The organism is Peptoniphilaceae bacterium AMB_02 (assembly GCA_036321625.1).
In the GTDB taxonomy this organism is placed as follows: domain Bacteria; phylum Bacillota; class Clostridia; order Tissierellales; family Peptoniphilaceae; genus Microaceticoccus; species Microaceticoccus formicicus.
In genome coordinates, this window is the sequence record CP143259.1 from 330180 (window position 1) to 355999 (window position 25820).

General features: G+C 39.0%; 27 protein-coding genes. 24 read left to right on the plus strand and 3 right to left on the minus strand.

Annotated features, from left to right (window positions below):
• The first annotated feature begins 77 nt into the window (after positions 1–77).
• The 22 genes from VZL98_01635 (at position 78) to VZL98_01740 (ending at position 20147) form a co-directional block, all read left to right on the plus strand.
• Positions 78–437, plus strand: a complete 360-nt coding sequence (locus tag VZL98_01635; protein ID WVH63683.1) for a P27 family phage terminase small subunit — start codon at positions 78–80, stop codon at positions 435–437.
• Positions 427–2142: a terminase large subunit gene (locus VZL98_01640; protein WVH63684.1), complete on the plus strand. Its 1716-nt coding sequence runs from the start codon at positions 427–429 to the stop codon at positions 2140–2142. The genes VZL98_01635 and VZL98_01640 overlap by 11 nt, the downstream gene beginning before the upstream one ends.
• A 41-nt stretch (positions 2143–2183) precedes the next feature.
• Positions 2184–3383 carry a phage portal protein gene (locus VZL98_01645; GenBank protein ID WVH63685.1) on the plus strand — a complete coding sequence of 400 codons (1200 nt, stop codon included), beginning with the start codon at positions 2184–2186 and terminating at the stop codon, positions 3381–3383.
• Complete coding sequence (locus VZL98_01650) at positions 3370–3960, plus strand: HK97 family phage prohead protease (protein ID WVH63686.1); 591 nt, start codon at positions 3370–3372, stop codon at positions 3958–3960. The genes VZL98_01645 and VZL98_01650 overlap by 14 nt, the downstream gene beginning before the upstream one ends.
• The gene (locus tag VZL98_01655; protein WVH63687.1) at positions 3938–5239 is read left to right on the plus strand and encodes a phage major capsid protein; all 1302 of its coding nucleotides are present in this window, start codon (positions 3938–3940) and stop codon (positions 5237–5239) included. Before VZL98_01650 ends, VZL98_01655 begins: the two co-directional genes overlap by 23 nt.
• Before the next feature lie 9 nt (positions 5240–5248).
• Positions 5249–5440, plus strand: coding sequence for a hypothetical protein (locus VZL98_01660; GenBank protein ID WVH63688.1), 192 nt, complete (start codon positions 5249–5251; stop codon positions 5438–5440).
• 4 nt (positions 5441–5444) lie between these two features.
• A complete protein-coding gene (locus VZL98_01665; protein WVH63689.1) occupies positions 5445–5714 on the plus strand; it encodes a phage head-tail connector protein in 270 nt (89 codons plus the stop codon).
• Entirely contained in the window at positions 5701–6021 is a 321-nt protein-coding gene (locus VZL98_01670) for a phage head closure protein (GenBank protein ID WVH63690.1), read from the plus strand. The genes VZL98_01665 and VZL98_01670 overlap by 14 nt, the downstream gene beginning before the upstream one ends.
• Positions 6014–6367, plus strand: coding sequence for an HK97 gp10 family phage protein (locus tag VZL98_01675; protein WVH63691.1), 354 nt, complete (start codon positions 6014–6016; stop codon positions 6365–6367). Before VZL98_01670 ends, VZL98_01675 begins: the two co-directional genes overlap by 8 nt.
• A complete protein-coding gene (locus VZL98_01680) occupies positions 6367–6660 on the plus strand; it encodes a hypothetical protein (GenBank protein ID WVH63692.1) in 294 nt (97 codons plus the stop codon). The genes VZL98_01675 and VZL98_01680 overlap by 1 nt, the downstream gene beginning before the upstream one ends.
• 37 nt (positions 6661–6697) lie before the next feature.
• On the plus strand, positions 6698–7258 hold the full coding sequence (locus VZL98_01685; protein WVH63693.1) for a major tail protein: 561 nt from the start codon (positions 6698–6700) through the stop codon (positions 7256–7258).
• Between the two features lie 20 nt (positions 7259–7278).
• Complete coding sequence (locus VZL98_01690; protein WVH63694.1) at positions 7279–7719, plus strand: hypothetical protein; 441 nt, start codon at positions 7279–7281, stop codon at positions 7717–7719.
• Between the two features lie 8 nt (positions 7720–7727).
• On the plus strand, positions 7728–7898 hold the full coding sequence (locus VZL98_01695) for a hypothetical protein (protein WVH63695.1): 171 nt from the start codon (positions 7728–7730) through the stop codon (positions 7896–7898).
• 48 nt (positions 7899–7946) lie between these two features.
• Positions 7947–12728, plus strand: a complete 4782-nt coding sequence (locus tag VZL98_01700) for a phage tail tape measure protein (GenBank protein ID WVH63696.1) — start codon at positions 7947–7949, stop codon at positions 12726–12728.
• A complete protein-coding gene (locus VZL98_01705) occupies positions 12728–13471 on the plus strand; it encodes a distal tail protein Dit (GenBank protein ID WVH63697.1) in 744 nt (247 codons plus the stop codon). Before VZL98_01700 ends, VZL98_01705 begins: the two co-directional genes overlap by 1 nt.
• Positions 13468–15483 (plus strand): phage tail spike protein, encoded by a 2016-nt coding sequence (locus tag VZL98_01710; protein WVH63698.1) that lies wholly within the window; start codon positions 13468–13470, stop codon positions 15481–15483. Before VZL98_01705 ends, VZL98_01710 begins: the two co-directional genes overlap by 4 nt.
• A 144-nt stretch (positions 15484–15627) precedes the next feature.
• On the plus strand, positions 15628–16011 hold the full coding sequence (locus tag VZL98_01715) for a hypothetical protein (GenBank protein WVH63699.1): 384 nt from the start codon (positions 15628–15630) through the stop codon (positions 16009–16011).
• A gap of 184 nt (positions 16012–16195) precedes the next feature.
• Positions 16196–17866 (plus strand): hypothetical protein, encoded by a 1671-nt coding sequence (locus tag VZL98_01720; GenBank protein WVH63700.1) that lies wholly within the window; start codon positions 16196–16198, stop codon positions 17864–17866.
• Entirely contained in the window at positions 17866–18393 is a 528-nt protein-coding gene (locus VZL98_01725; protein ID WVH63701.1) for a hypothetical protein, read from the plus strand. Before VZL98_01720 ends, VZL98_01725 begins: the two co-directional genes overlap by 1 nt.
• A 19-nt stretch (positions 18394–18412) precedes the next feature.
• The gene (locus VZL98_01730) at positions 18413–18661 is read left to right on the plus strand and encodes a hemolysin XhlA family protein (protein ID WVH63702.1); all 249 of its coding nucleotides are present in this window, start codon (positions 18413–18415) and stop codon (positions 18659–18661) included.
• A gap of 12 nt (positions 18662–18673) precedes the next feature.
• Positions 18674–19909: a glucosaminidase domain-containing protein gene (locus VZL98_01735; GenBank protein ID WVH63703.1), complete on the plus strand. Its 1236-nt coding sequence runs from the start codon at positions 18674–18676 to the stop codon at positions 19907–19909.
• A gap of 1 nt (position 19910) precedes the next feature.
• Positions 19911–20147, plus strand: a complete 237-nt coding sequence (locus tag VZL98_01740) for a hypothetical protein (GenBank protein WVH63704.1) — start codon at positions 19911–19913, stop codon at positions 20145–20147.
• Between the two features lie 165 nt (positions 20148–20312).
• Here VZL98_01740 and VZL98_01745 read toward each other — a convergent pair whose 3' ends face one another.
• From VZL98_01745 to VZL98_01755, 3 genes are all read right to left on the minus strand, one after another.
• Entirely contained in the window at positions 20313–20897 is a 585-nt protein-coding gene (locus tag VZL98_01745; GenBank protein WVH63705.1) for a hypothetical protein, read from the minus strand.
• Positions 20898–20917: 20 nt separating this feature from the next.
• Positions 20918–21493 (minus strand): hypothetical protein, encoded by a 576-nt coding sequence (locus tag VZL98_01750; protein WVH63706.1) that lies wholly within the window; start codon positions 21491–21493, stop codon positions 20918–20920.
• A gap of 322 nt (positions 21494–21815) precedes the next feature.
• A complete protein-coding gene (locus tag VZL98_01755) occupies positions 21816–22235 on the minus strand; it encodes a VOC family protein (GenBank protein ID WVH63707.1) in 420 nt (139 codons plus the stop codon).
• Positions 22236–22700: 465 nt separating this feature from the next.
• On the opposite strand from VZL98_01755, the gene VZL98_01760 reads away from it, so the two are divergent.
• A complete protein-coding gene (locus VZL98_01760) occupies positions 22701–24008 on the plus strand; it encodes a phenylacetate--CoA ligase (GenBank protein ID WVH63708.1) in 1308 nt (435 codons plus the stop codon).
• A gap of 49 nt (positions 24009–24057) precedes the next feature.
• Positions 24058–25815: an indolepyruvate ferredoxin oxidoreductase subunit alpha gene (gene iorA / locus VZL98_01765; GenBank protein WVH63709.1), complete on the plus strand. Its 1758-nt coding sequence runs from the start codon at positions 24058–24060 to the stop codon at positions 25813–25815.
• Positions 25816–25820 lie beyond the last annotated feature (5 nt).

Sequence of the window (25820 nt, forward strand, 5' to 3'; positions counted from 1 at the left end):
CATTTGGCATCGGGGGAAAACGACGGGAGGGGGAGGGTTTTCCGACCGTGATTGAAAACAAGGGAAGGGGTGAAATTATGGCAAGAAAAACTACAAAGAATCAAATAGTAAAAGAAGTACAAAAAGCGATGTCAGAGCTTGGGACATACAAAAAAGAGTACAACAGAATGGTAGACATTTATGCCGGACTTTTGCACCAGTACCAAGTTTTTGAAGATGAATTTGAAAAATCCGGTTATAAAATTGAAGAGGAGTATACAAACAAAGCGGGAGCGACCAACATGAGGAAAGTCCCTCTGTACGGAGCAATGGAGAGCATAAGAAAAGATATTGCAACCTATTCCGACAGACTTGGACTTAATCCAAAATCAATGGAGTCAATCACTGCTGAAAAAACAAGCTCTTCAAGTTTAGGGAAGATATTAAGTGAAATATAAAAACTATGATTTAGTTTTAGAATATGTTGACGACATAATAACCGGTAAGAGACTAGCCAACATAGAACAAATACAAGGGTGCGAAAGATTTCTAAAGGACCTCAAAAATCCTGACTATGATTTCAGGCCAAGAGAAGCCGAAAAAGTAATCGCAATAATAGAAAAAACATTTAAGAACATGCAAGGAGAAACTCAAGACGGAACACCGCTTAGAGGAACTCCTTTTTTGTTAGAGCCTTTTCAGAAATTTCAAGTTTATAACATTATGGGGTTTTGGCACAGGGACACCGAGATATTAAGATTCAAAGAAGTTTTTATCTTCATACCTCGTAAAAATATTAAGACCTCTTTTGCTGCAGCACTCGCATGGGCACTGTCTTTATATTTTAGACAGTCGGGATCTAAATGCTACATCGTAGGTTCAGCACTCAAACAAGCATTAGAGAGTTTTAACTTTATAAACTACAACATAAAACAAATGGGAGAAGAAGATTATTTCAGAATCCTTGACAACAACTCCGAACATTCAATATCAAGAGAATTTGACGACGGATTTATGCGAATTGAAGCACTTGCAGCAAATCCGGATAGACAAGACTCGTTCAACTGCAACATTGCAATTGCTGACGAGATGCACGCATATAAAACACCTAAGCAATATAACGTAATCAAAGAAGCAATGAAAGCATATTCGAACAAACTCATGATTGGAATAACCACAGCGGGTGACAACATGAACAGTTTTTGTTATAGAAGACTTGAATACTGCAAAAAGATTTTAAATGGAACAGTCATAGACGAACAATACTATGTTTTCATCGCAAAAGCGGACCAAAGAAAAGATGGGACAGTAGATTTCACAAATCCGATAGAGCATCAGAAAGCAAATCCGGCCTATGGAATTTCAATTAGACCAGAGGACCTTGAAAGCGATGCAAGGCAAGCACAAAACGACCCACAGCAAAGAAAAGACTTCTTGGCAAAGTCGTTAAACGTTTACACATCAAGTACAAAGTCATACTTCAATCTTGACACATTCAAGAAATCAGATTCGGAGTATGACTGGACCATAGAAGAACTGGCCAAACTCCCAATCGAATGGTTTGGCGGCGCTGACCTTGCAAAGATGCATGACTTAACGGCCGCTGCGCTGAAAGGAACGTACAACGATGTCGACATTTCAATCACTCATGCATTTTTCCCAAGAACAAGGGCAAATCAAAAAGCAGATGAGGATAACATTCCATTGTTTGACTGGCTCGACAATGGATGGCTGACAATGACCGACGGAGATGTGACAAACCATGCCGATATTGTGAAATGGTTTATAAAAATGAGAAGTCTTGGATTTAAAATAAAACAACTAGGATTCGACAGGAAATTCGGAGAAGAATTTTTCCTCGAGATGAAGAAACAGAGATTCAACATTGTAGATGAACCGCAGCTCTATATAAACAAGTCGAAAGGTTTTCGCCGAATAGAACAAAAGGTTCTTGCCGGTAAATTTTATTACTTGCACAACAGAGCGTACGAATACTGTGTTGAAAATGTTCACGGAATAGAAAAAACAGATGATATGATTCAATATGAAAAAGTAATGAGGAATATGAGAATTGACCTATTCGATGCGGATGTATTTGCAACGTGTAGGTTGATTGGGAATTTAGAGAACAGTAACAGAGCTAGTAAATGGCTCAACGGATAGGGGTAGAGTACAGGCCCAATGGATAAAGAGTAGGTGATTAAATGAGCAAAAAACGAAACAAGAAAAAATCAAGAGCAGAGCCGAGATTAAGAGAAACTTTAAAAGAATGGCTTGCATTTACGGACGGTGGTTCGGATTTACTTTGTGTGAAAGGATATACAAGACTGTCTGATAATCCCGAGGTACGAATGGGTATTGAAAGAATTGCGGACCTCATTTCAGCAATGACAATTCACTTAATGAGAAACCAAGACAACGGAGACGTGAGAGTTAAAAACGAACTTTCAAGGAAGATTGATATAAATCCTTACAGTTACATGACTAGACAACTTTGGATATCTTGGATAGTCAAATCAATGCTGATAAACGGAAACGCTATCGTATTTCCATATACCGAAAAAGGCATGCTTGACGAGTTAAAACCAATATCTTTTGATGATGTGACATTTTTCAGCGAGGATATTGGATACAAAGTCCACATCAAAGGTAAACCATTTAAACCGAATGAAATACTTCATTTCCGAATCAACCCAAAAGACACGCAACCTTGGATGGGAGAGTCATATAAAGTTGTATTAAAAGACGTAATCCAGAACCTAAAACAAGCCGGATATACAACCAATGAATTCATGGCAAACAAGGTTATCCCGAACTTGATTGTAAAGGTCGACGCACTGACCGATGAACTAGCAAGCAATGAAGGAAGAGAAAGGGTATACGACAAATACCTTTCCGCATCTAAAGCCGGCGAACCTTGGATAATACCATCCGGACTAATAGAGGTCGAACAAATTAAACCCCTGACCTTAAACGACATAGCAATAAAAGACACAATTGAATTAAGTAAGAAAACAGTATCAGGTATTTTAGGAATACCCGCTTTTTTATTGGGAATTGGGAATTTCAACAAAGAAGAGTACAACAACTTTATAAGAACTCGAATTGCAGTAATCGCAAAAGCAATCGAGCAAGAACTGACGATGAAACTTCTGTATAGTCCAGACCTGTATTTCAAATTCAATGTGAGGTCCTTGTACGCATACGGTTTACAAGAAATATCAAACGTATATTCAAACCTATTTGTACGTGGAATTGTAACAGGCAATGAAGTCAGAGACGCACTTGGAATGAGTCCAAAAGAAGGACTGGACAATTTGACCATACTAGAAAACTACATCCCGCTAGACAAAATTGGAGACCAAGAAAAATTAGGAGGTGGTGAGATAGATGATAAGAACTAATGAAAAACATACACGCTCTATGCGAACCGAACTAAGAGCAAAACCCGACACAGATAAAAAAGTAATCGAAGGTTATTTTGCAGTCTTTGACAGTCCTACCGAACTTTGGGCCGGTGCATTTGAAAAGATTTCAAGGAATGCTTTTGATAACACGATAAGTGGAGACATAAGAGCATTAACAAATCATGACACATCGCTCGTTTTAGGTAGAACAAAAGCCGGTACGCTGAAACTGTCTGTCGACAGTCACGGATTGTATGGAGAAATAACAGTAAACGAAAACGACACAGATGCCATGAACCTTTATGAACGCGTTAAACGTGGTGACGTAGACCAATGCAGCTTTGGATTCTACATCTTAAAAGAATCTACAGACTGGAGAGATGATGGGTCGGTTATCTGGACCCTTGAAGAAGTGGAGTTATTTGAAGTTTCTTGCTGTACATTCCCAGCTTACAAAGACACTGGAATCCAAGCGAGAGAACAACAAGTCGAACAATACAAAAATAAACAGTTGCAATATTGGCAACAATCGATGAAAGAGAGGATACAAAATGTTAAGAGCACTGATGCTTAGAAAAAAACAAGAAGAATTAAGAAAGAAACTGGAAGAGTTAAAACTCCTCGAAGATGAATTAAAAATCCGCGAAGACGAACTTGCACAAGCAATCGAAGAAGTTGAAACAGAAGAAGAGCAAGAAACAGTCGAAGAAGCAGTCGAGAAATTCGAAGAAGAAAAAGCAGAATTACTTAAAGACAAAGGAAACCTTGAAAGCGAATTAAAAAAGGTAGACGACGAACTTGAAGAAATTGAAGAAAGAGCAGAAGAAACAAAAGAAGCTGAGACAAGAGAAGTTAAACCGGAACAAGAACCGAGAATATCAAAAGATGAAGGAGGCTACAGAGATAGCATGAAAGTAAACAAATACGAAACTAGAGAACAAATGTTAAGAAGATTAGAACAGCCGGAAGTAAGGGAATTCTATGAAAATATCAGAAACATATTCTTAGAAAGAGCAGAGATAACAGGTGGAGAGCTACTAATCCCAGAGCAAGTAATGACATCCATCCAACACAGAGTGGGCGACTATGGAGTCCTTATAAACGAAGTAGACGTGCAAACAATAAAAGGAAAAGGAAGAATAATCTTAAACGCTGGAGCACCGATCCTAGCATGGACCGAAATGTGTGCAGACTTACAAGAATCTACAATCGGTTCATTTAAAGCAGTTGAATTTGACGGATACAAACTTGGTGGATATATCTTCTTATGTAACGCACAAATCGAAGATGCAATAATCGACCTTGCTAATTTTGTAGAAGCTGAATTCGCAAAAGCAATTGCAAAGTACAAAGATGAAGCAATTATGAACGGTGAAGGTGCAGCATCTAAACAACCAGAAGGAATCCTGACAAAAGTGACAGCAGTAACCGATGTTGAAGGGATTCCAGAAATGTTAGGCTTAATCGGCGAACTTGACCATGAGGACCAAGATTATCATGTTGAAAACGTAATCGTTGTAATGAATAGAGCAACTTACTACAAGAAAATCCTTGCTGAAACATTCGGTAAAAACGCTGATGCCAAAATGGTGTATGACGGAATAAACAGAGTCCTACCAGATGGAACTAGAGTCGTTCTTTCTAAAACAGTGCCAGCCGACGAATTTGTAATCGGAGACTTCAAGAATGGTTACAAGTGGGTAGACAGAAAAGGAACTACTTTTGATGTGAATGATAGACTTAAGTGGATAGAAGAACAAACAGGATTCAAAGTATCCGGAAGACACGACGGAAAAGTTGTACACGAAGCATTTTTCAAGAGAGGTAAATTTGTCGCAGCTCCGGGAGCATAGGAGGACAAAATGAAAGTTAAAGCTTTAATTGAATTTAATGACTATAAAGAGAACGTAACAAGAAAAATCGGCGAAGAATTTGTCGTATCAAAAGAACGACTCGCCGAGATAACTCTTGCAAGTAAAAATTATGGTAATGGAAAACCATGGGTAGAATTAATAGAAGAACCTAAGCCAAAGCAAACAAAGACAAAGAGGTGATGTAATGAACATCACAGAAGCAGTCAAAGCAAGATTAGGAATTACAATTAACAGTCGAGATGATTATATTAATCTCATAATCGACGGACTGAAAAAAGAACTAAACGATGTGCAAGGATTGACTCTTGATGAGAGCAATCCTTCACACTTCATGTTTATCGTGGACTATGCGACTTACAGATATTCAAATCATGGAGAGACTTCTGGAATGCCGAGACATTTACAGTGGAGACTTCATAATCTCATGGTAGGTGGTAAAGATGGTAACATTTAACGATGAAGTCACTTTAATTGGAATTGTATCGGGAGATTATGAATACGATGACGACGGAAATCCAATACTTGAAAGCACTGAGGTCACAGTCTTATGCAATGAACTCGGAGTGTTCGGCTCTGACTTCTACAGTGCGGGAACAGTAGGGCTCAAACCATCGTACAGGTTATCTCTACACGAATTCGAATATTCGAATCAAGAAAAAGTCAGATACAAAAACGTTACTTATGACGTTTTGAGGACTTATAAAACTGACGGATTAATCGAACTCACAATTGGTCAGAAAGCGGGCGATAATAATGACTAAAGAAATAAGTCAAGAACTCGCAACAATCTTACTTGACTACAGTCAAGAAACACGTCAAGGTGTAGAAAAAATCGCACAAGAAGTTGCTCAAAAGGGAGCAAGAACATTGCAACAAACAAGTCCAAGGGTAAAAGGGATTTACGCATCCGGATGGACAATGCAAAAACAAGGAGATAGTTTTGTAATTGCAAACATAACAAGTCCATTCTTGACACACTTGCTCGAAAAAGGACACACGACAAGAAATGGGAAAAGTCGAACAAAAGCAAAGCCACACATCGGTAAAGTTGAAGCAGAAGTAAACAAAGAATTCGAGGAAAAAGTAAGAAGGGAGTTGGGCAAATAATGTTCAGATTATTACAAACATTGGGACTACCGGTCGCATACATGAAACACGTAACCGCACAAAAACTCCCTTACTTAGTCTATCTCGGTTCGGGATCCAGTAACTTTGTGGCAGACAACAGAGTCTACAATTCAGAAAACAATTACACAGTCGAATATTATTTCGACAGAAAAAGTACAACAACAGAAAAGAAAATCGAGAAACTATTTAATGACAATGAGATAGTTTGGCAGAAGTCAGAAGATATTTATATCAGAGATGAAGAAATGTATTTAATCAGATACTATGTTTAAAACAAAACACAAAAAAAACTCATAAAGGAGACAGAAAATGACTAACAAAATCAAATACGGATTAAAAAATGTAACAGTATGGCCAATTGAAACTGAAATCGACGGAGTAACAACATATGCGACTACGCCAATTAAAGTACCGGGAGCGGTTAACCTATCAATATCCGCAGAAGGTTCAAATGACCCTTTTTATGCAGATGACATAATCTATTTCTCAGCATTTGCGAACAATGGGTACAGCGGAGACCTTGAAATCGCACTTGTACCAGAAGAATTTGAAACGGGAATTCTTGGATACACCAAAGACAAAAACGGAGCAATCATCGAGAAAATAGATGCTAAAGCAAAGAACTTCGCAATGGCATTCGAATTCAAAGGAGATGTTAATGCGACTAGACACTTACTGTACAAAGTTGCAGTTTCAAGACCGGACCTGGCATCTCATACTAAAGAAGATAAAATCGCACCTGTTACTGACAAATTACAAATCACAGCAACAGCGAACGCAGAAGGAAATATCAAAACTAAATTGACCAAAGGTCAAGAAGGTTATGACACATTCTTGTCTACTGTATATAAAGAAGTTACGGAAGAATAAAATATACTTAAGGAGGAAGCATGGAGAAAACACTAAAGATAGATGGTAAAGATGTAAAATTCAAAGTATCAGCGAGTTTTGCTTATAGGTATAAAGCTCAATTCGGCAGTGACATAATGCAAAAACTTATGCCACTTTTAAAAGGAATTGTGCCACTTTTGGCGGTCGATTTTGACAAACTCGACATAAAAGACCGAAAACAAATGCAAGTTATTTTGGATTTAATCACCACATCCGACTTGGCGAACGACTTTGAACTTGTAGAGATTTACAATCTCATTTGGGTAATGGCCAAAACAGCCGACACAGAAATCCCAGAACCAATGGAATGGCTTGACGGATTTGACGAATTTCCACTTGCTGAAATTGTGCCGCCACTTATTGAGCTCTTGGTACCATCACTATTTTCCACTAAAGAGATTAAAAAAAAGACAACAACCCGAAAGACGACAAGCAAGTAAACACAGAAATGATAATCAGTGCACTGACAATGAGAGGATTGACAATGTCCGATATGGACGAGCTCACAATCGGTCAGTGCATTGATTATGTAATCGAATACAACAACATGAATTCAGAAAACGAAGAATCAGAGACAGGCGACAGACAAGCAACACAGGCCGACTTTGATTCTTTTTGATATAAGAAACGTAACTAACATTCGCAACACAGAAAGAGAGGTGAGCAGATGAGCGGACCAATAAAAGGAATAACAATTGAACTGGCTGGAGATACGTCAAAACTGGAAAAGGCCATTCGGAGTGTTGGGAAAGATGCTAATAAGCTGGATGGTGAACTTAGAAAAGTTAATAACTCATTAAAATTTAATCCGGGTAACGCCGATCTCGTAGCACAAAAACAAAGAATTCTTAAGGACGCCATTCAAGAGACCTCAAAGAAATTAGAGACCTTAAAGACCGCACAACAGGAAGCGAAAGCAGCTTTTGAACGCGGTGAAATAGGTCGAGAGCAATACGACTTGCTCACTCGAGAAGTTGTAAAAACAGAGAACCAACTTAGTAAGCTAAAAAGCACACTTGAAGAAATTTCAAGTAAATGGAAAGCATCCGGAGAAAAGATTCAAGAAGTCGGCAAGAAGATGGAAAGCACTGGGACCAAGATGTCAAAAGGCATTACTGCTCCAATCATGGGAATTGCCGCAGCATCGATGGTCGCATTCAATGAAGTTGATGCCGGAATGGACACAATTATATCCAAGACAGGAGCGACAGGAGATGCGGCCGCAGAGCTTGAACAGTCTTACAAGAATTTAGCCGGCAACATACCAGCAAGTTTTGATGAGGTTGGAAACGCAATCGGAGAAGTTAATACGCAATTTGGCTTCATGGGCGAAGAACTTGAGCGAGCATCTGAAAAAGTAATCAAATTCGCACAGATAAATGAAGCCGATGTCACAAACTCAACCATCAAAGCAAAACAAGCGATTGAGAAGTACGGACTCGAAGCTAAAGACCTTGATATGGTGCTAGATTCTGTCACTAAGACCGCACAAAATACCGGAGTTTCAACAGACAGACTCTTCGACATTGCGATTAAAGGTTCACCTCAGATTGCAGAGTTAGGACTTAACTTCTCACAAGCAACAGAGATGCTCGGCCGAATGGAACAAAAAGGTATCGACGGAACAAAGGCTTTATCTTACTTAACACGTGCACAAACACAATGGGCAAAAGAAGGTAAATCCATGACCGATGGACTCGCCGAACTTGAAGAAAGACTTGCTGGAGCAACCACGCAAGAAGAAAAACTCGCAATTGCAGCAGAAGTGTTTGGAACAAAAGGTGGAGCTTTCATGCTTGAAGCTTTTGAGCAAGGTGCACTATCCGCACAGGAATTCGCAAACGCACAAGAAGAAGCGGCCGGAGCGGTCGAGAGCACATGGCAAGGAATGTTAGACCCAGTCGACCTTACCAAACAAGCAATGAACAACTTAAAAATAACCGGAGCAGATTTGGCGACATCATTACAAGGTGTACTTTTGCCAATGATTGAGAGTGTTATCGGTGGACTTAAGAAATTTGCGGATTGGTTTGGGAAATTGTCACCAAAGACAAAAGAAACCATTGTTAAAGTTGGTCTTTTTGCTGCTGCACTTGGACCGGTGATAATCATGATTGGTAAAGTGGTCGGAGCAATCGGCACAATTGTAAGTGGAATTGGAGTACTCTCGGGAGCAATCGCAGCAGCGGGAGGAATAGGAGCTGCTGCAAGTGCCGCATTTGGAGCAGCAATGACGTTTATCACCGGACCAATCGGAATTGCAATTGCAGCGGTCACAGCATTAATCGGAGTCGGAGTCTTACTGTACAAAAACTGGGACAAAATAAAAGAAGTTGCAAATAATGTTTGGAATGGACTTAAGGAATTCTTTTCTAATCTGTGGTCCGGAATATCCGAATCATGGTCGGCAGCATGGGAAGGAATTACAGCTTTCATATCTGAGACATGGAACGCATTCGGTGAATTTGCTGTCGGTGTGTGGAATGGGATTATTGAAAGCATTACAACAGTTTGGCAAACCATAACGGATTTCTTTTCCGGACTCTGGGAAGGTGTTCAAACAATATTTACAACAATATGGGATGCGATTGTATCTTTTGTTGTTGGTAAATTCACTGAAACATACAATCAAGCACAAACAACATTTGAACTAATAAAAACAGTAATTGAAACTGTTTGGAATACGATTAAAACAGTAACAGAAACAATCTGGAATGGAATTAAGTCTTTTGTAGAGACTATCTGGACTGGAATTAAGTCCTTTGTCGACACAACCATCAACGCGGTCAAATCGACAATCGATACTGTTCTAAACGGAATCAAAAGCATATTCGACACAATATGGAATGCGATTAAGTCGGTGGTCGAAAGTGTGCTAAATGGAATCAAAGGTACAATTGACAGTGTCATGAACGGTGCAAAAAATATTGTTGACAGTACGCTCAACACTATCAAAGGTATATTCGACTCTGTTTGGAATGCGATTAAATCTCTTATCGATAATATTCTTGGAAATATCAAGAACACTGTTGAAAGTGGGATGAATTCGGCAAAGAGCACAATTGAATCAATTTCAAATGCCATAAAAGGTGTATTCGAATCCGTTTGGAGCACGTTTAAAAATGCGGTCACAGATGCTTTCAACAATGTTAAAAGTGCGGTCAGTAACGGAATGCAAGCCGCATTTGACACAGTGACTGGATGGATTTCGAGCTTTTATAATGCGGGCTCTAACATAATCGGCTCAATCGCAGACGGAATTAGAAATGCTGTAGGCAAAGTAACCGGAGCAATAAGCTCTGTTGTTGCCGCAGTCAGAAGATTCTTACCATTCTCGCCGGCGAAAGAAGGACCACTTAAGGACATTCACAGGCTGAACTTTGGTGGACCTATATCCGACTCAATTAAGAACTCGGAACGCGAAGTGACAGACGCCATGGGCGACCTTGCTGGAGCAACACTTGATACGCTTAAAAAAGGAATCGAGGACAAGGGTAATCTCGCCGAACGTGCGATGGAAGATGTTATCAAGAATATAACAAGTAATGAAGATAAATACAGGGCACTGTTGGAGAAATTCGACCTCATTGATGACGGAGCATTCGACAAATTCAAAGCGGGCGGAATAGAAGCATTTGAAGAACTCGCCAGTCTTGCACAAACATTTGTTGAGAGTGAAGGAGCGAGTGTGGTCGACCTCGCAGAAGTGTTCGGAGAATCTTGGACAGAAGAGCTGTACAACGTGATGTACACATATTCTGAGTGGGATATGGTCGCGCAGAAAACCAACATCGACCTTGAAAGAATGAACCAAGAATACGCAAAAAGCTATAGAAAAGTGTCGGGCGAAATAGTCGAACAAAATAGAAAAGTAGCTTACAGTGTAACAACGAGCATGGAGACGATGAGAGAAGAATCCAAGAAGAATGTTCACAGTATGCGAACAGAATTGAAAGACCTTGGATTCGACCATGACTCTATGATAAATAAATTTGAGTCGGGCGGACATGTGGCTAATCTTGCAATCGCTCAAATAACAAGAGAATTAGTCAACATGGATGACCAAGTCAAAGCGAACGAAATTGGAATCGGTTTATTTGGCGACACTTGGACAGCAGAACTTGGAAAAATGATAAACAACTTCGGCGAGTTTTACGGAGAACAAGAACAGTTTTGGACATTCAACGAAAACAAAGCAATCGAGCACATGAACAGAGTTGCGACTGCTGCAATGAGCGTTGAAGATGTTGTAAGAGACTCGACTCTTGATAGCACTGAAAAGGTGCAAGTCGTAATGGCTCAAAGAGAAGAACATGTTAAAACATCGCTTGAAAATATGAAGGCTTATGTCGAATCGCATAAAGAGGAGTTCATAAATGCGATGGTCGCAATGGGCGGACACGGTGAGGATGAGTGGAACAATATCGTTCACGGCGGCGAAGGTGCATACGGAGTTATTGCAAAAGTAATTGAACAGCTATCCAACATTACAGACCAAACAACTCGAGCAGAGATAAAGACAAAAGCATTCGGAGATAGTTGGAACCATGAAGCAATTGTGATGATTAAAACTCTTGGACAATGGCAAGAAGAATACAATGTCGGTTCATGGTCGCTTGACCAATCCAAGCTAATGGGAGCATCTCTCGCAGAAGTGACAGCCGCTGCAGAGAAAATGAAAGAAAGTCTTAAGATGGAAGATGCTGCCAAATCGACCAAAGATGAGGCGATGAAGCAGATGAAAGAGAGTGTCAACAAGGAATTAGAGGAAATACAAAGTCTAACCAAAAAGATACTTGGAACAGTGTATGCGGAGTTTGAGACTGTATTTAAGAAGATAAACGACACTGTTATCAAGTCTTTTAATGATAATATCATCCCGAGTCTTGCAGAACAATTAAAACTCGGATTCAAAGAGACAGACAAATTCTTACGAGATGTGTTCGATGGATTCAAACATGTTTTCCATGAGTTGACAGATATTGTTAGTAATGCTTTTAGAAATGGAATTATTCCAAAATTAGCACAACAAATCGGTATCGCACTACAGGCACTCGACAGTGCGAACCAATCAATGTACAACATTGGACTCTCTTGGATGAGGTCTCTGGCTAACGGTATACAGGCAGGTCTCGGTGGAGTTGTGGGACAACTTAACACAATACCGAATGTCCAACTTCAAGGAGCAACCGGAAATATAAACTGGTACGACAGAGGCGGAATTTTCAGAAGTCCGACAATCATCGGAGTAGGAGAGAGAAGACCCGAATTTGTCGGAGCACTTGATGACTTAAAGAAAATTGTTGCAGATGTGATGGTCGAGAATAAGAGTAACTCTGAAAGCAAGATAATTATTCAAAATATGACAGTTAGAAACGATTCAGATATAAGACGTATTGCAGAAGAATTAGATAAATTACGTAGACGTGGAGAAAGGAGCAGAGGTTAATGACAGTATTTACACCTTTTGATTTTGTTTTTAATGGATTTAATTTTTCGAGGTATATGTATGTTGAAAACATTCGACGCTCCTTTTTACCATCCATTGAGAACACTCTTACGAGAGTGGGCAATCATGGATTAAAGCACAGGAAACTTAGGACCGGACCAAGAAGAATCGAAGTCGATGTTCGAATGATTCATACAACTAGATGGAATGTGGGAGAGTTGAGGAGTTTTGTTGCGGGCAAAATGCTTACAACAGAGCCTAAGATGTTAAAACTCAGAGATACCGATATGTTTGACATTGCCATCCTCGATGGTGAAATCGACTTTGAAAGATGGCTGTACACAGGGTTTGCGACTTTGACATTTTTGAATCCATCCGGTTTGACATACAGAAAATACAACATTATCGAAACCAACGACCTTGTATTCAATTCGGGATCTCATTCGATACAGCCGATTATCAAAATTAGTCCTACCACACAAACAAACAAAATCATAATCAGAAATCTAACCACAAAACAATACTTAGAACTTAACAGAAACATGGAAGCAAACAGTCTGATACAATTTGGCGAATTAAACGAACAACTTGAGTATAGAGAAATAGTAAAATATAACGACTTAAACGCAATGAAATCTCTTGCAGTAGATTCTGACTTTTTCTATCTCGAGCCGGATATGAACGAAATAGAAATCGTCGGAGCAGATAAAGCAACTTTTGAGTTTTGGGAGTGTTATGTATGATTCTTAAAATATTTAATCGTGATGAAGAATACATCAAGAATATTGAAGTATTCAATTATGAATATAAATGGCAGATGAATGCGGAACACTCTCTTAAATTCGACACGTTTGATGAAGGACTAGAAGAGTTTTACAGGATTTTGTATAAGGACAGAGTTGGAACATGGCGAGAATTTATTATAACAGAGCCGGTGCAAGAGCACACCGAAGATGGTAACATAATCTACTCTGTATACGCAGAAGACTCTTTCTATGAAACAATAGGCGACTTCTTAGAGGACAAACGACCACAAAACACCTCGGCGAGTGTGGCACTAATGCAAGCACTTGAGCCGAGTCGGTGGGAGGTTGGAATTGTTGAGAACCTTGGAACAGCGAGCACGAATTATTATAGAGAGTCGGTCAAGTCGGCTGTACAACAAAAACTGATACCAAAGTGGAAAGCAGAATTCGATACAAGGATTAAAATATTTGGAAACAAAGTAACAAACAGATATGTGGACCTCTACAAAGAAATGGGAACATTTCATGGAAAAAGATTCGTATACGACAAAGACATGATTCAAATTAAGAGAACGGTCGATATGTCTAACTTCTGTACAGCCTTATACGGATACGGAAAAGGCGAACAGCTCGAAAGTGGTGGGTTTGGTAGAAGAATAGATTTTGCGGATGTGAACAATGAGAAAGCCTATCTTGAAAACGAACAAGCAAGGCTTAAATATGGTAGAAACTCGAGCACGGGCAAAAAACACATATTCGACAAAATTGAGTTTGACGACTGCGAAGACAAAATAGAATTAAAGGAACTTACGCAAAAGGTGCTTGATGAAAGGTCAGTACCGAGAGTGACATACGAATGTAAAGTAATTGACCTCGGAGAAGATTTTGAAAACGTGGACAGAGGCGATACAGTAATCGTCAAAGACAACGACTTGGGAATAGCAATTAAAGCACGCATCATCGAATATACAGAAATAGAAAACGAGGAAACGCATATCGTTCTTGGTAATTATAAGAATTTAATCACAGATGAAATTAACAGAAATAAAGACTTTATCAGCAATTTCAGAGATAAATCCGGAATCTGGGACAGAGCGGAAATCATACAAGAAGGTGGTATCGATGCATCATTCTTGAAGAACCTTGTCGAGCAGTTGAACCTTGAAATGAATGAGCGAGGCGGATATGTGTATGTATCGAATGATGGGAAAGGTCTGACCACTTATGACAGACCAATAAATCAAAATCCCACAATGGCGATACAGATTTTAGGAGGTTCTTTCCGTATAGCAAACAGTAAATATGCTAATGGCGAATGGAGATGGAAGACGTTTGGAGATGGCGATGGTTTTGTCGCAGATTTCATAACGACTGGGACCTTGACAGCCAATCTAATCAAAGCTGGAATCCTAAGTGGCGGCAATGGCAAAGTATCAATCAACATGGAAACCGGAGCACTCAACATCGACAACGACATCGTATACGACCCGACCACAAGGAAAGTACAAATAAAAGGATGGACAGAAATAGACGCCGCTACGATTAAGAGCGGGACTATCAACAGTGCGAGAATTCCGGACCTGTCGGCGGACAAAATCACGTCGGGAACGATTAACGCTAATACAATTAATGTTGAAAATCTAAACGCAAGCAACCTGACGAGAGGAACAGTGGGAACGAGTATTAGCAATACCAGCGGGCATATGGCAAGTGGCTATCGCAGTGCAAGCATTGCGGGCTCGGCCACTGGAGTAAACGCAAACAGTTCTGTTATCAGGTTTGATTATGCAAATAATAGGCTTGAGGTTGACGGTAGGATTGACGCATACCCAGAGGGCCGACATCATACATTTGAATTGAACGGGATGAGCTTAAGAACGCCATATGGCTATTGCGAAATAAAGCCGTGGAGTGGAAATGTTATTCAATGCAACGGTGGAGCTTATTGGAAATTTTCCGAAATTCGAGTTGATAGGCTCTACGTAAATGATAAACAAATAACTGAATAAAAGGGAGGACATATGAGATTTGAAATTGTAGGAAAAAACCTGGAATTCTACGAAGGAAAGCCAGGAGAAATACAGAGGTGTAAAAGTCTACTATTGCAAACGCAGACAATAAAGCCGCCTCACAATGTAATAAGGGGCGAATTTATGATAGACGGTGCTGAATTAGACGAGTTTATTGAAAGCGGACAGACTTATGAAGAGCTGGCAGAGCGCAAGCTAAGAGCCATGCTAGAGGTCGACATTACACCAATCGACGCTCACATGGTTGAGAATATAGAGAGAAACTCCACCGGAGCAATAGCTAAAGTCAGAGACGCGATGGAAGAAATAGACGTCGCAAAAGCAGAAATTAAGAAAGACACAAAAGAGCTGCAGAAAGAGATTGAACGACAAACTAGCGTGATAATGGAGCTTGCACTAATGCTGTCACAGGTGGGAGTTTATGAAGAAACTGAAGAAACTGAAGAAACTAATAGCGAAAATACTAATCCAAATCCTGATGAGAATGGAGGGCAAGGAGGTGAATAAGATGTTAGTAATATTATTAGCTGAACAAGTACTAAGCGGGAAAATTAAAATCGAGCAAATCGGAAACGGATTCAATTTAAGAAAAAGAGTTGGAAGCGAAAATAAAAGAAATGCTTAACGAACAGGAAGAAGAAGCAGGGGAGTAAACCCTTGCTTCTTTCTTACCTACAAAGAAGGTGATTAAATGACCATTAAAAAAATGGGATTAAAGAAAATAACACTAAACTATGACCAACATCAATTGACAGGACTTGAACTCATGCAAGGTGACACACTGACAAGAGGCTACTCAATTCTTGTAACGGATGCGGACGGAAGAGTAATCAAAGCCAGTCCGGATTATGAGCTGCGAATGTACTGTGTAAACATGGCATATCCGGAACAAACCTACTACCGAATCGCTGAGATAAACGGAGACCGATACGATGTTATCGTACCGACAAGTGCACTAACCCAAAAAGGTCGCATCAAGGTTCAAGTCGGACTATACGAAGGCGATGACACGGCGATATATTCGCACGTATGGGAAGGAAATGTCGGCGAATCACTGCCACAGGGCGGAGCGACTGAGGGTAGTGATTTGGTCGTTGATTTTACGAAATTAACACTTGCGATAGAGAAGGTCGATGCCTTGCAAGCTGACTATGAGCAGAATCTTGCAGAGCAAAAGGTAATTAAAAAGGACATCGACACTAAGCATCAAGAAGTCACTACGATGCACGCAGCACTCGAAACCGTCTTCGACACAGAGAACGAACGAGTCGCAGCGGAACAAGCAAGAGCGACAGCCGAAACAGCAAGGCAGACAACAGAAGACGATCGCTTAAGCTCTGAAACGACTAGAAAAGCAAACGAAACAGACAGACAAGGCAAAGAAGCTGCAAGGCAGTCGACTGAGGCTGGTAGAGTTAGTGCAGAAAATACAAGGCTGACAAACGAAGATGCAAGGGTCGATGCTGAAAATGCAAGGAATACCGCAGAAAATTTAAGGGCAACAGAAGAGACTAAAAGGAGAAATAATGAAGTATCTAGACAAGATGCTGAAGTAATTCGAGAGCAGAACGAAGAAACAAGGGTGACAACGCAATCCCAGAGAGATAGTATATGGCAATCTTGGCAAGGCTTAATCGAGGAACAGACTTTACCGCCAGCGACAGATATGGTTGCGGGAGTTTTAAAGATTGATAAAGCAGGGCAAGATACGGCAACTTCAACAGACACGTTTAATGCATTAAAAAATTTGGTTCAAAATGGACAGATTCCTAAAAACGCTATTGAGTTTAATTTAAACGAGGATTTAAACAATTATATTGAGGTTGGGTTTTATTATACCGACAAGTCGGTAGTTGCAAACAGCTTAGCAAACAAGCCTACAGATATTGCGTTTGGGATGACAGTTCTTAAAACAGCGGGCATTGTTCAGATTGCATATGAATACTTACAAAATCCAGAAAAACGAAATAAAATGTTTATCCGAGCATATTATGATCACTCAAACAAATGGAACGATTGGTGGGAAGTTGCAAGTCTACAAGAAGTGCAAAACTTATTAAACAATAAAGTTGACAAAGCATCGGGAATGGGATTGTCTCAAAACTCCTACACCACGCTTGAAAAAGAAAAGCTTGCAACGATTGATAGAAATGCAAACAATTACACCCATCCAACAAGCCATGATGCAAGTATGATAACCGAATCTGAGACAAAGAGATTCGTAACCGACACAGAAAAAACGACTTGGAACGCAAAAGTGGGCAGTCACGGGAGCATCACGATTGAACAAATCGCTGTTATTAATGCGGGCGGAAGTACGGCGGAGATACCGAATAACACGCTTATATTGGAGTTGGAATAATGGCAAAATATTGGTATGAGAAGTGGAGCATTAAGACGAATGAGGTTACGCACAACACTGTAACCAATGAAGAAGTACAAGGGTATATTACTTATTTTAAGTTTCAGACAGGAACAAACGGCTTGAAATACACAACAAATGGAACGCACGACATGCTTCTTCAAAACCGAGTATTCTTATATCCATTAGTAGCCCATAATGCGGCAGCAACCAACAGTGATTATAAGATAGTAATAAGTAGTAAAGCAGGCAATGTGCCTAATCTAACTTTTGGCGGAACGGTCTACAGGCTTGAATATGTGAAAAATGCATTAATCGAAACCATTGTCGCCGACGAGTCGGAATATCCCGCTAATGGCATACAAGGCGATTATTGGTATATCCGAGGTGAAAAAGCATTCCCAAGCTTGAAAATAAATGGACAGACAATATGCGGTGCAAAAATTAAAGACAGCACCGGACAGGTGAGGACGGTCAGGAATGTGTATTATAAGGACAGTTCGGGGATTGTAAGGAATTTGAAATAGAAAGGATGAACACATGTGCATGGATGAAAGAATATGCAACGAAAGAATGAAGAAAACCGAAGAGCACCAAGCAAGGCAGGATTTAAGATTGGATAATCATTCATCAAGGTTAGACCAACTAGAGCAGTACCGAGCGGGATTTGAAATTCAAATCGGGCATTTATGCGAGAAAATCGACGGACTAATTAAAACAATTCAATGGGGAACAGGCTTACTGATTAGTGTTTCAGTAGGCTTTTTTGTTTGGTATATCCAGAGCATCAAATAGGAGGGTTAGAAAATGAACATTAAGCAATGGTTGCTACCCGAAAGCGATACAAGAAATTTTGGTAAAATGCAAGGAAAGTATCAATATATTACAATTCACAACACAGCTAATCGGATGCCTGCACAAGCAGAATCGCAGTATGTCCACTCCGGACAAGGAGAGGTAACGTATCATTTTGCAGTGGATGATAAAGAAATAATACAATTACTTCCACTTGACATGACTGCATGGCACGCTGGAGATGGTAGAGGGAATGGAAATCTAAAATCAATTGCAATAGAAATATGTTACAGCTTAGACAAGGGAGATAAGAGATATCCTAGAGCAGAAGAAAACGCAGCTTGGCTTGCTGCTAAATTGCTTGTAGAAGGTGGTCTCTCTATGGACAGATTAAAGAAACATCAAGATTGGAGCGGTAAGTATTGTCCTCATAGAATGCTGGACAACAAAGGTTGGGAGCCTTTTAAAAAGAGAGCAGGAGAATATATGAAAGAACTTCAAAACACTACAAAACTAAGTACAGAAGATTTTATCGAAAAAATAAAAGATGCAGCAGTTGACGGATGGAAAACGCATGAAATTTTACCATCGCTGACCATTGCACAAGCAATTCTTGAAAGCGCATCCGGAAATAGCGAACTTGCCACCAAAGCGAACGCATTGTTCGGAATCAAAGCACACACGGACCCGAGTTGGACGAATGTGTACAAGAAAGAAACTAAAGAATGGAGCGGTGGGAAGTACATCACGATTACAGCGGACTTCAAAGCATATAAAAGTTGGGATGAAAGCTTGAAAGACAGACTGACTTATCTAACCACACGAAAAATCAATGGGAAGTATATCTATCAAGGATTAATCGGCGAAACGGATTACAAAGTTGCTGCCCAAAAGATAAAAGATGCTGGATATGCAACTTCTCCGACTTATCCACAAAACTTAATAAACTTGATAGAAAAATATAATCTTCAAAAATATGATGAAGTGACAAAGGATGATGAAAAGTTGAATATCGATAAAATAGTGATAGCTTACTGGAATGATGGAGACCTTGCGAATGCTCTTGCACTGTTGAATGTGTTAGGAAATAGGGCAGTACTGACAAGGACACTGGATGCAACAGAATACAAATGGTCCGAGGTGGTCCAAGTAGGTGGAACAGAAATAAAAGGTGCAACTAAAATAATAAAGGGTGCAACTAGAAAAGAAACGTTGCAAAAAGTTGCAGAGTATGTAAAGGAGAAATAGAATGAATGAAGAATTAAAACTATTAGTAATTCCGGTCTTAATTGGAATCTTGGAAGTCTTTAAAAAGCTAGGCTTACCGGTGAAATACGTGCCGGTACTTTCCCTTTTATTAGGAGTATTGGCAAGTGTTTCTGTGTCCGGATTGGCGGTCGAGAATTTTATGCAAGGGTTGGTTTACGGACTAAGTGCATGCGGTCTATATTCCGGGACCAAAGCCACTTTGGAAGAGGTAGAATAGTATCAAGAGACATGCGAAAACGGCTTACAGGCGATTCTGTGAGCCGTTTTTTTGTTTGCAAAATGCAAAATTGTATGTTATACTATATTTAATTTCATAATGCTCTATGGAATAAAAGAATATGTAAAAAAGCAGCTAGAACACTTTAGTTGCTTTTTTATTTATCTATAGTTTTAAAATTGCTTTAATGTCTGCTGCTGTGACCTTTAAATCTAATTTCCAGTCTCCATTCGAATCAAAGTATTGTTCTTCATTCTTTTTTATGTGTTCAATTAAACCTTGCCATGCTACCTCTTTGTCATTTTTATTTAAATCTGCACTTGCTATCGCAAAGCCCAGCTTAGCTGCATTGTTCCAAGTTTCCATCCTGTCTTTTACTTCTAAGACCTTTCCGGCTTCTCTGTAGTTAGTAAAAAACATTGTAGGTTCACCGTCTCTGTAAATCCTTGCATTATATTCTATCCAGTTTTCCTTATTTGAGTAATCGTATATTTTTCTGTCGTTTATATTTACATAAACATCTCTACCTTGATCGTCTTTGATTAATACTAAATTTGTCATTGTCTCCCTCTCCTTTATTTTATCCTTGTATTTTTCTTCAAGCCATTCTCTGTCGATTAGCCACATGTTGCCTTTTTTGATTCGCTTGTTTTCTGGGATTACTTTATTTCTTGTGATGTATGAACCGAATGTGTTGTGCTTTACACCAGTCAGCTGTTCAGCTTCTTTTAGTGTTAGCCATTTATCCATTGTTTTTTCTCCTTGTAATTTTAAATTAAGTATCTAACTTCATAAATGTCAAAAATCTCTTCCGTCTCAACAAATAGGGTTTTAATTTTTATAGTTCCTCTAAAGTAATTAAATTGTTCAATTGACAACGCCGCTGTTTTAGCAAAAATGCTAAGCTCTTCTTTGGTTGCATTTCTGTACACGGTGTCTTCTTCAAAATAACCTTTGGCATCCATTTCCACCCAAGTTATTTTATCTAGTGTTTCTTGATTGAAATATTCATCCAGTCTGTCCTTGAATATTTTAGGAACGTAAATGTTTTTGATTTCACTTGGCTTAACTTCACCCACAACATATTCATCATACAGTCCTAAGTTTGCATCGTTTTCTATCATTTCATTTTTCCATGCATTAGTTTCTACTTCGAGGAGGACTAAACCATATTGTGTGAATGAATTTTGTAAGCCTAATGGTTTTGCTAGATAAACTAAGTCGAGAGAGTTGTTTCCTCTAAGTCCTTCATCCCAAACATTATTTCCAGTTTTTGAAATTGGGAGTATTCCTTCATATAAAATTCTTTCCAAGTATTCAATGTCTACATTTTTGTATAGTTTCATGGTTTATCCTCCTTTCTTTGTATCTCTTATCTTACTTACATTATACATGATATCTCATGTACTGTCAAGCTTTTTATAAAATTTTAAATGGCTTAAAATACACGTTTGCGAAAAAAGTTTAAAAAAAAGTTTTTATTTTTGAAGATTTTTTTAAAGTTAGTGGGATATTTTAACGAAATGTAAATAATCTCTAGTCAAAATCAAGTCAGAGAAAATGAAAAAGGCTAGATGGCAACACTTATAAGACTTTTAACGGAAACTCCTTGTCTCCACCAAAATAAAGGAAAGACCGGTTTTAAGCGGTCTTTCCTTTGTCATTTTTCTACATATTTTCATCGGGAATTAGAAACATCCAATAAAAACCGAATTTGTCTTTTACTTGACCATAGAGAGGACTGAAGAAAGCCGGTTCCATTGGCATAATTACTTCTCCATCAGCTGCAAGGGCATTGAAACTTTCTCTCAGTTTTTCTTCATCCTCTGAAGAAACAGAAATCCAAAAACTGGAATTCGGTTCAGTAACCACCCCTGGGTCATTATCACTCAAGGCAATTTGACCTGCAAAAGTATCGACCATCGCATAGGCTACTAAATCCTTGTAAGTTTCATCAAGTGGACAATCAGGGTCTTCAGGCATATCCGAATATTTCATCATATACGGTTCCTGTGCTCTAAAAGCACGGCTATAGTAATTTGCAGCTTCAGCTGCATTTCCATTTAATACCAAAAATACTTCTATCATTTGAAACCTCCTTAATAAATACGGTTAATCGTATTTATATAATATATACCCTAAACACATCTTTTCTAAGTAAATAAATAATGATATATTAAATTTCAGAATTAAAAGTTTTTGGATTACCGAAAATGCTTTTTTAAAATTCACATAGTCTGAAATGGATATTGAAGGATGAAGAAAATGAAAAATAATACAATGGGGGAAATATTAAAAATAGTTTTAAATTATCATTTCTTTAACATAAAAGTTATAATAATGTGATTAAATGGTATTAATACGTCATTGATACATAAGTCTATTTGCTTGTACACCATAATATATTAAAGTTTAAATGATTAAAGTATAAGGAATAAATCATTATATTATTGACATAAAGATACATGGTTGTTATAATTTTCATTAATACATTTTATATTAAGAGGTGCGGGGGTTTTTGCCGCACTTTTTAAATAATATTGGAGGATAATTATGATTTGGGCAAAAGAAGAAATGATGCCTAGAGCTGAGATTGAAGCTATACAATTGGAAAGGTTAAAGAAACAGGTTGAAATTGCATACAATAAGGTAAAACCTTATAGAGTAAAGATGGAAGAAGCTAAATTGAGACCTGAAGACATCAAATCTTTAAAGGATGTATCAAAACTACCATTTGTGACCAAAGAGGATTTTAGGGCGAATTATCCCTTCGGACTCTTTGCGGTTGATAGAAGTGATATCAGAAGGCTCCATGCATCATCAGGTACTACCGGGAAACCAACGGTGGTGGGTTATACTGAAAATGATATGAAAAGCTGGACTGAGACTGTCAGTAGAATTGCAGTAATGGGAGGAGCGAGTTCTAAGGATACTGCACAGATTTGCTTTGGTTACGGTATGTTTACGGGAGCTCTTGGTCTACACTACGGTCTTGAGAATATGGGGATAGATATAATTCCGTCTTCAGTAGGAAATACTAAAAAACAAATTATGTTTATGCAGGATTTTGGTACGACTATTTTAGTTGCAACGCCATCATATGCGCTACATATTGCAGAAGTTATTAAACAGGAAGGTTTTGTACCGGCTAAAGATTTCAAGTTAAGGATAGGCCTACTAGGTGGTGAAGCACTATCGGACAAGATGCGTTATGAACTGAACGAATTGTGGGAAGGCAGTGTATTATTTACTCAGAACTACGGTATGAGTGAGTTAAATGGTCCCGGGATATCGGGGGAATGCGAAGAGATTGCTGGTATGCATATTAACGAAGATCACTTTTTGGCCGAGATTATCGACCCTAATACTCTTGAAGTACTTCCTGAAGGAAGTGAAGGAGAACTGGTCATAACTTGCTTGACCAAGGAGACAATTCCGCTCCTAAGATATAGAACCAGGGATATTACTTCTCTAAACTATGAAAAATGCAGATGCGGAAGAACTACAGTCAGGATGGAGCCTTTGAAAGGCAGAAGTGATGATATGCTTCTCATAAGGGGAGTAAATGTATTTCCGTCTCAAATAGAAGAAGTGCTTTTGAGTATAGATGAGATAGGTTCGAATTACGAGATAGAAGTAAATCGTGATAAACATATGGACAATATGCTCGTAAGAGTAGAACTTACCGATTATGATTTATTGGATTCATTTTCACTACTGGAACAACTTGAAAAGAGAATCAAATTCGGTATTAGAGAGATCGTGGGTATTGATGCAACTATTAAAATTCTAGCTCCGAGATCCTTAAAGAGATTTGAAGGTAAAGCTAAAAGGGTATTGGATTTAAGAGATAAAAATTAGTTATCTGAATTTATATGTAAATTCATTTAAAATGCTAAGAGGTGTGATTATGAGTGAAAAGACAATAATGCTTGGAAACGAGGCTATCGCAAGAGGTGCTTATGAAGCCGGTGTGGTTGTTTCCAGTGCATATCCAGGAACGCCAAGTACGGAAATCAGCGAATACTTGGCCCAGTACAAAGATGAACTATACTGCGAATGGGCACCAAATGAAAAGGTTGCAGCTGAAGTTGCCATTGGAGCTTCTATCTCAGGTGTGAGGGCTATGGCTTCTATGAAACATGTAGGGTTGAATGTTGCTGCAGATCCGTTATTTACAGCTTCATATATTGGAGCATCGGGCGGACTGGTTTTCGTGGTTGCCGACGATCCGGGACTTTACAGTTCCCAAAATGAACAGGATACCAGGTCTGTGGGTATAGCTGCAAAAGTGCCGGTAATTGAACCTTCAGACAGTTCTGAAGCCAAGGAATTTATGAAAATTGCTTTTGATATAAGTGAGAGTTATGATACGCCGGTTATTTTTAGAACAACCACAAGGCTCTCTCATTCTCAGGGGGTAGTAAACTTAGAACCGAGAGTTGTGCCTGAGATAAAAGAATACGAAAGAAATCCTGCCAAAAATGTAATGATGCCGGGAAACGCGAGGTTGAGACATCCTTATGTAGAAGATAAACTTAGTGATTTGGCTGAAGATGCATCAAATATGACATATCTAAACAGTGTAGAGATAAATGATACCGGAATCGGTATTATAACTTCAGGCATACCATACCAGTATGTAAAAGAAGCTCTACCCAATGCATCAGTACTTAAGTTGGGTCTTGTGCATCCTCTACCGAGAAAGATGATAGAGGATTTTGCTGGCAGAGTAGATAGACTTGTGATTTTTGAAGAATTGGATCCTGTAATAGAAAGAGAAGTTAAGTCATGGGGTATAGATTGTGAAGGCAAGGAATTGTTTTCAATGATAGGAGAATACAATGCTGAAATGCTCAGAGCTGTTTTCGGCGACGAAACTCTTATAGATCAACCGGAAAAGGCACCGGTAAGACCTCCGATTCTATGTCCGGGATGTCCACATAGAGCTGTGTATTCCGTACTCAATAAACTCAAGATACATGGAGCAGGAGATATTGGCTGCTATACACTTGGAGCGGTTGAGCCTTTAAATGTAATAGATTCTTGTATTTGTATGGGAGCCAGCATCAGTTCGCTTCATGGCATGGAAAAGGCAAGGGGAAGTGAATACATTAAGAACTGGATTGCCATTATAGGGGATTCTACTTTCCTGCACACAGGGATTAATTCTCTAATGAATATGGTCTATAATGGTGGTACCGGTACTGTATTGATACTCGACAACTCGACCACTGCTATGACTGGTCATCAAGACAATCCTGCCACTGGGCTTACACTTATGGGTGAGCCTACAAACGAAGTAAATATTAAACAGCTTTGTGAATCCGTTGGGGTTAAGCATGTCGTAGAGATTAATTCCTTTGAAACGGTTGAACTGACGCGAATTTTTAAGGAAGAATTAAACAGAGATGAAGTATCGGTGATAATTGCCAAAGCTCCTTGTGTACTGCTCAAGGGTAAGCCAATAAAACATCAGTACTTGGTAAATAGAGAGCTTTGTAAAAAATGTAAGATTTGTATGAAACCCGGTTGTCCGGCTCTTACAGTCGATGAAGACGGAACAACTATGATTAATGATACCATGTGCAATGGATGCGGATTATGCTTTAGAAGCTGTCCGTTTGATGCCATAGAGATGGTAGATTCTATAATAGAAGAGATATAAGAGGT